Raw genomic sequence first — 14,015 nt, 5'->3', positions numbered from 1 at the left:
TTTTCACTCCTTCGTTGATGTCCAGTAATGATCAAAAAATTGCTCCAAATGGGCGCTGACAAGTGAATACACTTCTTCCTCGCCGCCATGCGCCAAAACGGCAAGGCTTTGCTCATCCTTCACGAGCAAGGAGCTGACCTCGCTTAACACAGCGAGCATCTCCTTATCGGCATCTGACGGCCCGAGCAGCAGCACAACCGTGTTGATCTCCATCGGCTCTCCGTCCATGCCGGGCACCGTTTGCGGCGCATCAAGCCGGTACATCGTAAGCGATGGGCGAAGAACCGCGAAGCTTCGGGCGTGGTACAGCGCCAATGTGGTGCCGGGGATGCCAAGCCCGCCAAGCGACTCGCGGCGCCGCAGCTCCTCGATGACGACATCGGCATCGACGATGACGCCACTTCGTTCAAGGCGGCGGCACGCGTCCGCCAATAGTTCATGAACAGAGCGCCCCTTGACCACCTCGAGGGAAAAACCGTCCAACAGGTGGATGATCGTCTCGCTGATGCGCCGAACCGCCTTCATCGCCTCGAGCGCTGGCCTGTTTCTCTGTGCGGTTGACTCTTTCCTCATCCGCTTTTCAGCGGCCGATTTTCGCTCTAAAAATTCACGAATCGCCCGCGCTTCCTCTTCCGTCAGCATCGGGCTGACGGTAAAATACGAGCCGGCTTCATCGGCCAGCGGCACGGTCGAGACGACAAGATCATACGCGCTTGCATCTTTCTCTTTCCATTCAAACACGGACGCTTGTTCCAGCGAAACGATGTCCGGAATCTCTTTCTTCAGCCTTGTCGCCAATATTTTTGCCGTCCCGAGCCCGCTCGAACAAATGACGAGCGCCCGCCAGCCTTTTTTCTCCCGCATCAGTGCAGCCGCAAAATGAAGCACTAAATAGCCGATCTCCTCCTCCGGCACTGAAACATCGCCAAACAGCTGCTTTGTTCCGTCGGCGACAATGGCAAACAGTTCCGCGTAGTCTTGCTTAATTTGATCAAGCAGCGGGTTGGCGACCCCCATCCCGTGCTCTAAACGGTACAAAGCCGGTTTCAAGTGAACGACGAGATCTTCGTATAGCGTCCGGTCGGTGGACAGATCGACACCGAGCTCCCGGCTGACGAAACGAATGAGCTGTTGCGCTTTCATGCCGACGGCCAAACTCGGCTCCTCCATCACCATTCCTTGGCGGCTGCGCCATTTCGCCCCCATTAAATGCATCGTCATATAGCCGATCTCTTCTTTTGGGATGTCAATGCCAAACGCTCTTTCTAACGATTCGGCAAGCGCCTCCGCGATTTCATACTCTCTCGTCGCCTGAAGCGCCTGCAAATCACGCGGGTCGAAATGAATCGCTTCCCCCCGCTTGATGCGCTCGATGGCGAGCGCCAAGTGAACGACGAAGGCAATGTACGAACTGTCGGCCATCGTAAACGGGAACGTTTCTTTCACCTGCTCGATTTGTTGTTCAATGACGGCGAGCTTTTTCCGATCGACCAGCCCGAGCAGTTTTTCCGCCACTGTATCGAGTGGGTCGTCCGACCGTCTCTGGATCGTCTCTTTCATCAGTGCCAAAAACTCGTGTTCATCGACATGCCGAAATAGCAGTTCGCCAATGAGGCGCCGTTTCGCCGATTCGGAACCGGTGAGCTCGACGCCGTATCCGCGCTTGCGAATAAGCGAAAGCCCATACGCTTCGACTGTTTGTTCCAGTTTATCCAAATCCAAGCTGACCGTAGCGACCGTAACGTTTAAGTCATTCGCCAATGAGACAAGTTTCACCGGCTCGTCTGCTTCCAACAAGGCGATTAAAATCATCAGCTGCCGTTCTTCCGGCGTATATTCACGGTGAGAAAGATGAAGCAGCTCCGCAGCCAGCGTTTGCTTCTGTTTCTTTTCCCCAACGAGGCGAATGCCGACCCCCGCTTTTTTCACCAACTCGAGCCCGTAGCGCCGCAAAACGGACTCAAGGCCTTGCAAATCACGGTGGATCGTGCGGGCGCTGACATTCAGCTCCTCAGCCAGTTCGCCGACCGTCATTTCCCGATCATCGGCCAACAAACGCTCAAGCAGCTTTCGATCCCGTGCCGATACGTACATCGCCGTTCACCTCCTATCCTTAGGCGGTACTGTTGACATGTTTAAAATGTTTGATCGTCTTCTCATTTCTTATTGTAAGGTCTTTTTTCTTGATTTGACAATGAATAGATGTTTCGTTTTCGTCATTGTTATTGTTGACAGCTTTTAATTTTTGCATGTATTTTTCTCTTTCGTCGTTTGACAAAGTTCACAGCGTACGGGCATACTCATACGGATGAGAGCGGATAAAAGTGTCCCAAGCAGTCAAGGTAACCGCGAAATCGCAAAGCAAAAAACGCAGGGAAAATCCCATTCCCCTGCGTCTCATGCCGATTTACGCGTTCTTTTTCAATTGCTCGATCAACTCATCGTATTTCGGGCTGTTTAAGAAGTTTTCAACCGATACGTGGTAGGCGTTCGGCAATTTTGCTTTCGCCCGGTCGGTTAAATTTTGATGGGTGACGACAATATCGGCGTCGGCCGGCAGCTGGTTGATCGCCGTGTTCGTGACTTCAATGCCAAGGCCGGCTTTTTGCACTTTATTGCGCAAAATCGACGCCCCCATCGCACTCGACCCCATTCCGGCGTCACAGGCAAAGACAATTTTTTTCACCCGTACAGGAACAGCTTGTTCCGCTGCGATCGCAGACGCCGTGACTTCTTCTTGTGATTGCAGCGCGACAGCGACCTGGCTCTTTTTCCCTTTCAACTGCTCCATTTTCTCCGCTGCTTTCGCCAAATCTTCTTCCTCTTCCTTTTGCTTCGCCGCTTTTAAGAAAACCGAAGCGACAAGGAACGATACTGCTGCGGCGACAAACACACCAGCGAGCACGCCAAAGTAATTTCCTTTCGGCGTCATCGCGAGCAAAGCGAAAATGCTTCCTGGCGACGGTACGGCCACCAACCCGGCATGGAGGATCGTAAACGTGAATACCCCGCTCACTCCACCGGCAATCGCCGCTAAAATCAAGATCGGGCGCATAAGAATGTATGGGAAGTAAATTTCATGAATTCCACCTAAGAAGTGAATAATCACTGCTCCCGGTGCCGATTGTTTCGCCATTCCTTTGCCAAACAGCCAGTACGCCAGCAAAATGCCAAGTCCCGGTCCAGGGTTCGTTTCCAACAGGAATAAAATCGATTTCCCGGTTTGCGCTGCTTGTTCGACGCCGAGCGGGCTCAAGATCCCGTGGTTGATCGCGTTGTTCAAGAACAGCACTTTCCCCGGCTCGATGAAAATGTTCGCCAGCGGCAACAAATGCCAATCGATAATTTTTTCGACCCCTGCCGCTAAGGTTTTGCTGATGGCGGTGACGACCGGACCGACCCCTTCAAAGGCGAGCAGCGTCAACACGCCGCCGACAATCCCGGCCGAGAAGTTGTTGACAAGCATCTCAAACCCTTGTTTCACTTTTCCTTGGAAGAGGCCGTCCACTTTTTTGATCACATAGCCGCCGAGCGGCCCCATGATCATCGCACCTAAAAACATCGGAATTTCCGAACCGACGATGACCCCCATCGTCGCTGTCGCCCCGACGACACCGCCGCGGACGTCGTAAACCATTTTGCCGCCCGTATACCCGATCAATAGCGGCAGCAAGTACGTAATCATCGGCCCGACCAGCTTGGCAAACGTCTCATTCGGCAGCCAGCCGGTCGGAATAAATAACGCCGTAATCAGCCCCCAAGCGATAAACGCTCCGATATTCGGCATAATCATGCCGCTCAAATAACTGCCAAACCGTTGAATCTTTACACGGAAGCCTGTTTCGTTTCCGGTTGTATGCGTCATGAAGCTGTTCCTCCTTTTTGTTTGACTGTACCTTTATCTTAAAACGCTTACAACCGGCCTTCAATGATAAGTAAATGCGACTTTGTCAAGGGGGTTGTTGACAGGTTTTAAAAAAGAAAAAAGCCCAGCATGGCGGGCAGGGCTACAGCGTTTCTTCCGCTAGTAACAAAGCCTCTTGATAAAGACGTCGGGAAAGATAAAATCCATTTTCAAGCAAAGTGTCTAACAGCGGCTTTACTTCCGTTATTTTCCCATTCTTCTTTCCAAGAATCAAAATTCCTATTGTGCCGATAGGTCGTAAAAGGAATTGTTTCGACAAGGATCTGGCAGCATGCTCATCCATCACAACGACTTGAGCACCAAGTTCTTTCGCTCCAATAATAACTTCTAACTCCCCGGCATGGAATTTTCCATATAAACTTTTAACAATATTGTAATTTTTCACTTTATATAGCCTAAACACCCCCTCGCTGACCAATCGTTTGAGCTCCCCTTTTCCATAATGGCGTGGGGCACGGTTATGAACAATTTCTTGATAGACAGCTTCCGGAACATATACTTCATCAAATAGTTCAGACAAAAGAGTCAATTGCCCAACGATCGACAGACCTATAATCGGTGTAGAATTGACCGTGACTCTATTCATTGCGATCCCTATTTTCATTGCTCAATTTTTGCACCGTGTCCCAATCATCTTTGATGTGTTCCTCCGTATACTCCATCCAAGGAATCGCCTTCGAACGCAATACATCGATAAATTCTCCTAAGGATTTTCCTGACAATTCAGCCGCTTTCGCCAGCGTCACCTGTTTTCCAACAAACAAACCAATCGCCAATGAAAGTTTTATTTTTGCCTCAACTGTGTTGCCTTCCAATTCATTAATGGCGGACAAAAACTCTTTCGGCAAGTTCACCTGAAAATAGTCCATGGCCATCGAACTCACACCCTTTTTTATTTTATTCTATCACACTCTGCTCCTTTTGGATGCGGTCACAGAACGAATAGTATCCCCTAAATTTTTACTACACGCTCAACAAGCTGGAAATGAAACCGACTCAACTGAACATTCCCCACCCGCGCTCATGTAGAGAATTAGGGGATTTCTTGACAACAGCCTAACCTACGGTAAGCGGTCAGCTAAGCCATCCTTGCGCATCCCATCGTTGAACTTCCTCAAAAAAACGATCGCAATCGAAACCCTTCCATTGTTTTTTGGCGCAAGAGGAAGACGTTAGTGACAGACGCCGGTTCATTCCTACTCACGCTCCTACTCGGAAGTGGAGGCCTTCTCGGTTCGAGGTGATAAAAAGGGGACTGACCCAAAAGGGTAATTTTCCTTAACAAAACACAACATATTGTCTATATACGGTAATAAGAAAGGGTGTCCCGATCCTTTTGGGACACCCTCTTACAGCCTATTTTACTGATACCTCGCCGTCACCATTTTCTTTCTCGTGTAAAACTCGACGCCGTCGCGGCCGTTGGCATGAAGGTCGCCATAGAACGAGTTTTTGTAGCCCGAGAACGGGAAGAAGGCCATCGGCGCCGGGACGGCGACGTTGACGCCAAGCATGCCGGCGTCGATTTCTTCGCGGAACTGGCGGATCGCTTTGGCGCTGTCGGTGTAAATGCAGGCGCCGTTGGCAAACTCCGACCGGTTGGCGATCTCAATCGCTTCATCCAAGTCGCGGGCGCGGACGACGGACAGAACCGGAGCGAAAATTTCGTCCGTCCAAATCGTCATGCCCGGCTTGACATGGTCAAAAATCGTCGGGCCGACGAAGTAGCCTTTTCCGCTTGTGGCAGCGTCGCGACGGCCATCGCGGACAAGGAGCGCGCCTTCTTTTTCGCCGATTTCAATGTATTTGATCGTCCGCTCTTTATGCGCCTCGCGAATGACCGGTCCTAAAAAGACGCCTTGGTCAAGCCCGTTGCCGATTTGGATGCGGTCAGCAGCCTGTTTGAGCCGCTCCACCAACTCATCAGCGATATCACCGACAGCGACAACGACCGAGCACGCCATGCACCGCTCACCCGCCGAACCAAAGGCGGCGTTGATGATGTTCGTCACCGCCATATCAAGGTCGGCATCCGGCATGACGATCGAATGGTTTTTCGCGCCGGCGAGCGCCTGCACCCGCTTGCCGTGGGCGGCGGCCGTTTTGTATACGTACTCCGCAACCGGCTGCGAGCCGACAAACGAAACAGCTTTAATGTCTTTATGTTCTAAAATGCCGTTCACGACCTCGTGTGCCCCATGGACAATATTCAATACTCCTGCAGGCAGTCCGGCTTCAGTAAACAGCTCAGCCAAGCGGTTGGCGAGCAGCGGCGTCCGCTCAGACGGCTTCAGCACGAACGTATTGCCGCAAGCGATGGCGAGCGGGAACATCCAGCACGGCACCATCATCGGGAAGTTAAACGGCGTAATGCCGGCGACGACACCGAGCGGATAGCGGTACATGCCCGATTCGATATTCGTCGCAATATCGGGCAGCTGCTGCCCCATCATGAGCGTCGGAATCCCCGCTGCAAACTCGACGCATTCAATGCCGCGCTGCACCTCGCCGTACGCGTCCTCGTACACTTTGCCGTTTTCCAATGTCACGAGACGGGCAAGTTCTTCCCAATGCTCGACAAGCAGCTGCTGGTAGCGGAACAAAATGCGGGCGCGGCGCGGAACCGGCACTTTCCGCCATTCACGGAACGCCTCTTTGGCGGCCGCGACCGCTGCATCAAGCTCCTCGCGCGAAGAGAGGGGCACTTTCGCCAGCACTTCTCCTGTCGCCGGGTTCGGCACGATTTCTTCTTTTCCGGATGTCGAAGCGACCCATTGGCCGCCAATAAAGTTTTTCAATGTTTTTGTTTCGGTTACAGAGCTCATGAATGAAACCACCTTTCTAGAAAATCGAGTATAAGAGAATGGCTAAGAACATGCCGGCAAGCGGAATGATAACCGACAGAACGAATATCGGCTTATACGTCCGCTCGTGCGTTTCATGGCAGACGGCGCGAATCGTCGTCACAATGTATCCGTTGTGCGGCAGCGAATCAAGGCCACCGGAAGCAAGCGTTGCTACCCGATGCATGGCGCCGGGGTCAAGCCCTTTCGCCAGATAAATCGGCGCTAGGATTGGCAAGGCAATACCGAGACCGCCGGAAGCCGATCCGGTCATGCCGCAAATAATCGTGACGGCCAACCCCAATCCGAGCAGTTCCGGTCCAGGAATGTTCACAAGGACGTCAACCGCTTTTTGAAAGGCCGGCACATTTTTCGCCACCGCTCCGAAGCCGACGACGGCGCACGTATTAGCGGCAGCGACTAACGCATCTTGGGCGCCGGACGCCATGGCCTCCCAAAATTTGCGGACGAATTTCGCATTTAACACCCAGCAAAGCACAATACCAAGGACAAGTGACAAGACCCCTGCTGAAGTCGAAGAAATGAATTTTGCCAAAATGTTTAATGAAACAATCACCGCCACTAACGGAAGGATGGCACAAACAATGTTCGGCAGCGGACGGCCGGCGCCGCGCTCGAGCGAAGCAGCAATTTCACTCACCGCACCGGAAACGTCGCCGGTTCGGTATGGCAAGGAAAACGTTTCGCCGTTTTGTTTCGCTTTTTGGACAACACGCGTTAAATAGAGGGAACCAGCCACAGCAATCGTTGCGCCGACGAAAATGCCTACCCATCCCCCAGCCCCCGGCGTTGTATGGAAAAATTGCGTTGGAATGATGTTTTGAATCTCCGGTGAATACGGAGATGTCATTGTAAACGAAACCGAGCCGAACACCATGGCGGCCGGAATAAAACGATGCGGCGTATTCGACTGACGGAACAGTGACACGGCGATCGGGTAAACAGAAAAGCCGACGACAAACAAGCTGACACCGCCGTATGTCATAATGGCGCAGGCAGCAACGACCGCCAATACAGCATGTTTAGCGCCAAACTTTTCTTTTACCCAATGAGCGATGGAGTCAGCTGACCCGGTGTCCTCCATCACTTTGCCAAAAATCGCCCCGGCTAAGAAGATAAGAAACCAGCTGGCGAAATAGCCGGTAAAGCCCGTCATATAGCTTTCCATCAAAGCTTTTTCCAAGTTTAATCCGCCTGTCAGCGCAACAAGAACAGAACTGATCAACGCGGCAATAATGATATTGATCCCCCTCATTGTCAAAAAGATCAACAATCCCAATGAGGCCAATAAACCAATCATCCCCAGCATACTTTTCCCCCTCTTTTGACCGTTGCTTCATTTAACGGCTGACCGTATTGGTGCCATACTGATAGTCGTAACAAATATGATACAGCGCGACAATTTCCTCATGAGTCGGCACCCTTGGGTTATTCGCCGGACTGCCGCTTGCCAGCGCATCAGCCGCCATTTTATCGACTGCTTTGTCGAATGCCGCTTTGTCAATGCCCCATGTTTTCATATTCGGGATGTGCAAATCACGGCAAAGCTGTTTCACTTCTTCAACAAGCGCATCGGCCGCTTCGGCATCGGAAACGTCCTTCAGCTGCGGGTTGATGAGCCGGGCAATCACTGCCAATCGTTCTCCGGCGCTGTCTTTTGTAAATTCAAGCACCCCTGGCAACAGCATCGCATTGGACACGCCGTGCGGCACGTGGAAGAGCGCTCCGATCGGCCGCGACATGCCGTGCACAAGTGTTACCGAGGCATTCGAGAACGCCATGCCGGCCTTCATGGCCGCGATCGCCATTTTCTCCCGCGCTTCGATGTCTTGACCGTTTTCGTACGCCCGGCGCAAATGGCCGATGATCGCCTCAATGGCGGATAGCGCCAGCACATCGGTCACGGGATGGGCGCGTCGGGAAATATACGCTTCGATCGCGTGACAAAGCGCATCGACACCGGTTGCCGCGGTAACGGATGGCGGGCATGAGACAGTAAGAAGCGGGTCAACGATCGCCACGGCCGGAAGGAGCGCCGGCTGGGAAATCATCATTTTGACGTCTGTCTTCGTATCAATAATGACCGTCACTTTCGTCACTTCGGAACCGGTGCCGGCCGTCGTCGGAATGGCGATGAGCGGCACCGGTTTTTCCGTGAACATCCTAGCGTTGCCAACATAGTCGCTGATCGTTCCCTCATTCGTCATCATCACTGCCACCGCCTTCGCGGCATCGATGCTGCTGCCGCCGCCAAGAGCGATGATGACATCGCATTGCTCACTCCGGCAGACGTCAAGCGCTTCTTTTACATGAACATCCGTCGGTTCCTTGTCGACCCCTGTGTACTTGGCAAATGGCACCCCCGCCTCTTGCAAATAGTGTTCACACCGGGCGACAAGGCCGATGTTCTCCATCACCGGGTCGCTCACAATGAGCGCTTTCGACCCAAGCGCTTTCGCTTGCCTGCCGACTTCACGAAACGTTTCGCGCCCATAAATGACCCGACTCGGCACCAACAACTCGTACATCATTCCGCCTCCCTTTTCATTTGATACCGTTTTCAATATCTTCTATATGCAAACTTTGTGCCAAACCAGAAAAGCGTTACAATTACGAATTTTCCATCTCTTTAACGGAATGCCCCCTACACTTCACCTACACATCCCCTACATTATCCGACATTCTCCCGACATCCTTTTCCCCTCAACAAAAAAGAAACAACGGTCAGTCTGCCGTTGTTGATCATCACGGACGAGAAGCCCTCCTTCTCAGCGGGGAGCGTTCAAAATCCATACTTTTTTAATTTCTCATATAATGTAGATCGGTGAATGCCGAGTCTCCTCGCTGCTTCCGCCTTATTGCCGTTCGCCGCGACAAGGGCGGCAGCGATGCGTTCGCGTTCGGATTGGTAGACCATTTCTTTCCACCGGTCGGCGATGTTCACACCGCCATATTGCATAGATGCCGCCATCGGCTGAATGGCAGACAAATAGGCAGGCAAATGTTCGCGCTCAATGTTCTCCCCTTCCACCATACTAATGAGCCACTCGACGACATTGACCAGCTCGCGAATGTTTCCCGGCCATGAATAGCTGATCAACACCTCCATCGCCTCTTTCGCAAACGATTTCGTCGTGACGCCGAACTGCCGGCAAAGACGCTCCATATGGTAGGCAAGCAAGGCGGGAATATCCGTTTTCCGTTCACGCAGCGGCGGGAGATGGATGCGGATAATGTTCAGGCGGTAAAACAAATCTTCCCGGAACGTTCCGCCCCGCACCATCTCCTCGAGCGGTTTGTTCGTCGCGGCAATGATGCGCACATCCACCTCCGTTTCGGACAGTCCGCCGACTTTCTCTACTTTCTTTTCCTCAAGCACGCGCAAAATCTTCGCTTGCATCGCGAGCGGCATATCACCGATTTCGTCTAAAAACAGCGTCCCTCGGTGGGCAAGCTGAAACTTGCCGGGCTTGCCTCCCTTTTTCGCTCCGGTGAACGCCCCATCCTCATAGCCGAACAGCTCCGCTTCCAAAAGCGCCTCCGGGATGGCGGCGCAGTTCACGCTGACAAACGGTCCGTCCGCATGCGGGCCCGCCTCATGAATCGCCCGCGCCGCCACTTCCTTCCCCGTTCCGCTTTCGCCGGTGATCAATACGGTCGACGGCACGCGCGCCGCCCGGCGGATCATTTGTTTCACCGCCGCAATCGTCGGATGGCGGCCAATGATGCGCTCCACCCCTACGGCGGCGGAGGTGGCCGCCTCTTGTTTTGGCGCTGCCGCCCCGTTTTTCTCCTTCCGGCTTGCCTCGCGTGACAGCTCTTGCAGGCGCCGGAAAATTTCGTACACTTCCGATACCCCTTGGAAAATGAGCATCCCAATCGCTCCGATGACTTCGCCGTCACGCCAAATCGGGATGCGGTGCACAACCATCGGCTGGCCGTAAATTTTTTGAATATATCCACGCTCCGGAATACCGGATTGCACGCAAATGTGCAAACGGGTATTTTCGATCACTTCCGTCACATGTTTTCCGATCGCATCCTCTCGCCGGATGCCGAGAAACTGGCAGTACGCCCGGTTGATTTCCCGAATGACCCCGTTCCCATCGACGACGACGACCCCTTCATACGCCGCATCCAGCACCGTTTTCATCGTTTCAGCCAGACGGTGCGTTTCCTCCAGCTCGCCCCTTAATCGTTCAAGCTCAGCTGCCGCGCCCGAATCATCTTCTGCATCGGGCGTTTCCGAGTGGGCGTTTCTCTTCTCTGTTTCACCCTCTAATGAAAATACCGCCAATACATCTTCTACTGTCATCGCGCGATCCATTCCATCCGCCACCGCCCGCAGCACCATCCGCCACGTACATCGCCCGACCGTGCGCCCGTATTCATCGACGACATCAACGGCGTCTATCCCGTGTGCCGCTAGCAACTGAACCGCCTCCTGCAACGTTTGATGGCGGCCAAGGGTCGCTGATGCGCCATGACCAACCGTCATTGTAATCCCCCTTCACTGTTCTTTTTCACGTACCGTTCGCCGCCGGCATCAAAAAATCCTTCTGTTTTTGTCTTGAAAATCATGGAGAAAAAACGGTCGGCCGACAACTGGGGGCGCGAATGCGTTCCATTCATCAAAAAACGGAGACAGGCGCCTCACTGGCCTGTCTCCGCATTCCCGTTACGCTAAAATCTCCTCGATTTTCTCCAGCACCTCTTCGCTTAACACAACATCGACCGCCTTGACGTTTTCTTCCACTTGTTCCGGACGGCTGGCGCCGATTAAGGCGCTGGCAACGTTCGGCTGGCGCAATACCCAAGCGAGCGCAAGCTGCGATAATGTAATGCCAAGTTCAGCAGCGACTTTTTCGAGCTGTTCCACCTTCATGAACACTTCGTCATTGAGCAATCCTTGGATGAACGTGTTCGCTTTCGGATCGGCGGCGCGGCTGTCAGCCGGCAACGCTTGCCCTCGTTTGTATTTGCCGGTCAGCACCCCCTGGGCGAGCGGCGAGAAGACGATTTGGCTGATGCCGTTTTGTTCGCACACCGGAATGACTTCTTTTTCGATGTATCGGTGAAACATGTTGTATTGCGGCTGATTGACGACGATTCGGTCGAGCAAATAGTGATCGGCTACGCCGAGCGCTTCTTGAATTTGCTGGGCTGTCCATTCGCTGACGCCGACATAGAGCACTTTCCCTTGGCGGACGAGGTCGTCGATCGTGCGCAGCGTTTCATCGACCGGCGTCTCTTTGTCATAACGGTGGCAGTAGTAAATATCGACATAATCGAGCTGCAGCCGTTTTAAGCTCGCATGGAGCTGCTCAAACACATGTTTGCGGGACAAGCCGCGGTCGTTCGGGCCGTCGCCCATCGGCCAAAACACTTTCGTCGCGATGACGTACGACTCGCGCGGATATTTGCGGAGCGCCTCGCCGACGATGTTTTCCGCTTCCCCGCGCGCATACACGTTCGCCGTGTCAAACGAGTTGATGCCCAACTCATACGCTTTGTCAATGACGCGGATGGCGGTTTCTTTTTCTACGGAATTGCCGTATGTAAGCCAGCTACCTAAACTGATTTCGCTCACCTTAAGCCCGGTGCGGCCGAGTTTTCGGTACTTCATTTTCCTTCCCCTCCCCTTTAATGCAATTAATGCCAAATAGATTACTCTCTCATTATAATCCTCAGCTGTTTCTTTGCAAAGGAATTTGCCTGACTATTCACAACGATCAGTGGAAGACCGCGCCGCATCCGTCGGCCGTCTGCGGAAACAAGCAAAGAAGCGCGAGCGATGGAACAGCGCATCCGTCGGCTTGTCTTGCAGGCGTTCACCCATCTCGCCTCCCTCGGCCTCACCGATTACACCAATCCGACGTTTGAGCATTTCGCGCCAAGACTGTTTGATTTTGCGGACATCCGCCGGCGCATGAAAGAACTCGAGCGAGGCCAGAACGAGACGGAATGCCGGATGAATGTGCGGAAGTTTTTAATGGCTTTTTTTCTCGAACTGAAACGAATCTAGAGGGTGATGATACGCCTTTTCAAGGTCGAGGGCAGGCCATGGGCTTGCCCTCGTTGCCCCTAGGCGCGACAAAGAATCAGGCAGCCACCTCTCTATATCTTCATCACGCCAGCCGTCGATGGAGTCTTCCTGCTACCAACGAATGAGACAAAAGCGGCGGCCGCCGCGAATGTACCGAAGCAACGGCATATCTTCCTCGATCACCTCACCGATCACATTGACTCTGTCATCGGGCGGGAGGTCAACCAAAGTCATTTGCAGTTCACCGGCGTACCGGCCATAACGTTCGTTATCGATCGTGATGCGGCCTGCCCGACGCGGCACCGGGGGGAGAGGCTGCAACGCTTCCTGCGGCCATGCAATGGAGCAGCGCGATTCAACGGAACGAATCACATCGCGAGCCGCATCGCGCCGGTTCGTATGCACCGTTTCGACCAAAGACAACCAACCCGCTCCAACAATCGGCCGGTAGCGGATGGGGATAACGCCTGACCGCACCCAATCCATGCGCCTAAGCACCCCATCCGATACGGCCAGGTCGCCGACGAACACCTTATTCACGCCATAGGTTTCCGTAAGTTCAATATAAGCATAAACCGGATCAGCGTTCCGATGCGCTTCCAATGTCGGTAGCCCTTCATAAAGAGGACTTCGTTTTTTCGCATCCCCAGGGATAAACGCACCGATCGTTTCGATGCCACACCGACGCAACAATTGATTTTGCGCTAACATCGTCTCCCTTCCCAGCCCTGTTTCCGGACGGGGATAAAAATTATGCCATGCCTCTACATTGGATTCGTCCGCTTGATAAGAGGCTAGCTCCTTACATTCTCGTTCTGTCACCGTGCTTGCGTTCAGCACGACACTCATTTGGTTGGACAACGAAGCGGCTTCTTTCATAGAAAAACCGGCATCCAACCGCAGCCCGACAATCCCCCAACGCCCGAGCACCGTTGTAATGTCGGCATCAGCTGACAGACGTGCTATGACGGCGGGGGTGGCATCAGCCACGACCCCGATGCCATAGCGGGAAGCAAACTGGCCGATATGATCAAGCTTTTTTCGCTCCCTAAGCTCTTGGCCTTTTGAAAGATGCAATGAGGTGAACAATTGTTTCGCCCCAAGCTGCGCTACAAGCCGAAAGATGTCTTCAATTTGCTCGAGCGGCTGAAAAAGATAAAACGAAAAAGAAAGCATTATC

At 53.2% G+C, this 14,015-nt stretch carries 10 protein-coding genes and 1 pseudogene; 1 reads left to right on the top strand and 10 read right to left on the bottom strand.

The features are described 5' to 3' along the window. Positions 1-3 precede the first annotated feature (3 nt). The 9 genes from B9L21_RS06830 to B9L21_RS06790 all read right to left on the bottom strand — a co-directional run bounded on the left by B9L21_RS06830 (position 4) and on the right by B9L21_RS06790 (position 12,415). Positions 4-2,094, bottom strand: coding sequence for a BglG family transcription antiterminator (locus B9L21_RS06830; RefSeq protein WP_063165747.1), 2,091 nt, complete (start codon positions 2,092-2,094; stop codon positions 4-6). A 313-nt stretch (positions 2,095-2,407) separates the two neighbouring features. After that, the gene (locus B9L21_RS06825; protein WP_063857351.1) at positions 2,408-3,865 is read right to left on the bottom strand and encodes a PTS mannitol transporter subunit IICB; all 1,458 of its coding nucleotides are present in this window, start codon (positions 3,863-3,865) and stop codon (positions 2,408-2,410) included. A gap of 142 nt (positions 3,866-4,007) precedes the next feature. Next, the gene (locus B9L21_RS06820) at positions 4,008-4,511 is read right to left on the bottom strand and encodes a DUF3368 domain-containing protein (RefSeq protein WP_063165745.1); all 504 of its coding nucleotides are present in this window, start codon (positions 4,509-4,511) and stop codon (positions 4,008-4,010) included. Further along, positions 4,504-4,800, bottom strand: a complete 297-nt coding sequence (locus B9L21_RS06815) for a UPF0175 family protein (RefSeq protein ID WP_225995626.1) — start codon at positions 4,798-4,800, stop codon at positions 4,504-4,506. The genes B9L21_RS06820 and B9L21_RS06815 overlap by 8 nt, the downstream gene beginning before the upstream one ends. A gap of 486 nt (positions 4,801-5,286) precedes the next feature. Continuing rightward, positions 5,287-6,750: a CoA-acylating methylmalonate-semialdehyde dehydrogenase gene (locus B9L21_RS06810; protein WP_063165744.1), complete on the bottom strand. Its 1,464-nt coding sequence runs from the start codon at positions 6,748-6,750 to the stop codon at positions 5,287-5,289. 16 nt (positions 6,751-6,766) lie between these two features. After that, the gene (locus B9L21_RS06805; RefSeq protein WP_047757960.1) at positions 6,767-8,098 is read right to left on the bottom strand and encodes a GntP family permease; all 1,332 of its coding nucleotides are present in this window, start codon (positions 8,096-8,098) and stop codon (positions 6,767-6,769) included. Positions 8,099-8,129: 31 nt separating this feature from the next. Continuing rightward, positions 8,130-9,317 carry an iron-containing alcohol dehydrogenase gene (locus tag B9L21_RS06800; protein ID WP_063165743.1) on the bottom strand — a complete coding sequence of 396 codons (1,188 nt, stop codon included), beginning with the start codon at positions 9,315-9,317 and terminating at the stop codon, positions 8,130-8,132. 254 nt (positions 9,318-9,571) lie between these two features. Next, the gene (locus tag B9L21_RS06795) at positions 9,572-11,287 is read right to left on the bottom strand and encodes a sigma 54-interacting transcriptional regulator (RefSeq protein WP_063165742.1); all 1,716 of its coding nucleotides are present in this window, start codon (positions 11,285-11,287) and stop codon (positions 9,572-9,574) included. Between the two features lie 180 nt (positions 11,288-11,467). Next, positions 11,468-12,415 (bottom strand): aldo/keto reductase family protein, encoded by a 948-nt coding sequence (locus B9L21_RS06790; RefSeq protein WP_063165741.1) that lies wholly within the window; start codon positions 12,413-12,415, stop codon positions 11,468-11,470. A 135-nt stretch (positions 12,416-12,550) separates the two neighbouring features. On the opposite strand from B9L21_RS06790, the pseudogene B9L21_RS06785 reads away from it, so the two are divergent. Next, positions 12,551-12,814 (top strand): annotated as a pseudogene (locus B9L21_RS06785) (DNA-binding domain-containing protein); the annotation flags it as partial. Positions 12,815-12,946: 132 nt separating this feature from the next. Here B9L21_RS06785 and B9L21_RS06780 read toward each other — a convergent pair. Continuing rightward, positions 12,947-14,011, bottom strand: coding sequence for a MupG family TIM beta-alpha barrel fold protein (locus B9L21_RS06780; RefSeq protein ID WP_063165739.1), 1,065 nt, complete (start codon positions 14,009-14,011; stop codon positions 12,947-12,949). Between the last annotated feature and the right edge of the window lie 4 nt (positions 14,012-14,015).

The organism is Geobacillus uzenensis, from assembly GCF_002217665.1.
Classification (GTDB): Bacteria; Bacillota; Bacilli; order Bacillales; family Anoxybacillaceae; genus Geobacillus; species Geobacillus subterraneus.
Note: the sequence above shows the minus strand (reverse complement) of the source record. Positions and strands in the feature narration are given on the sequence as shown.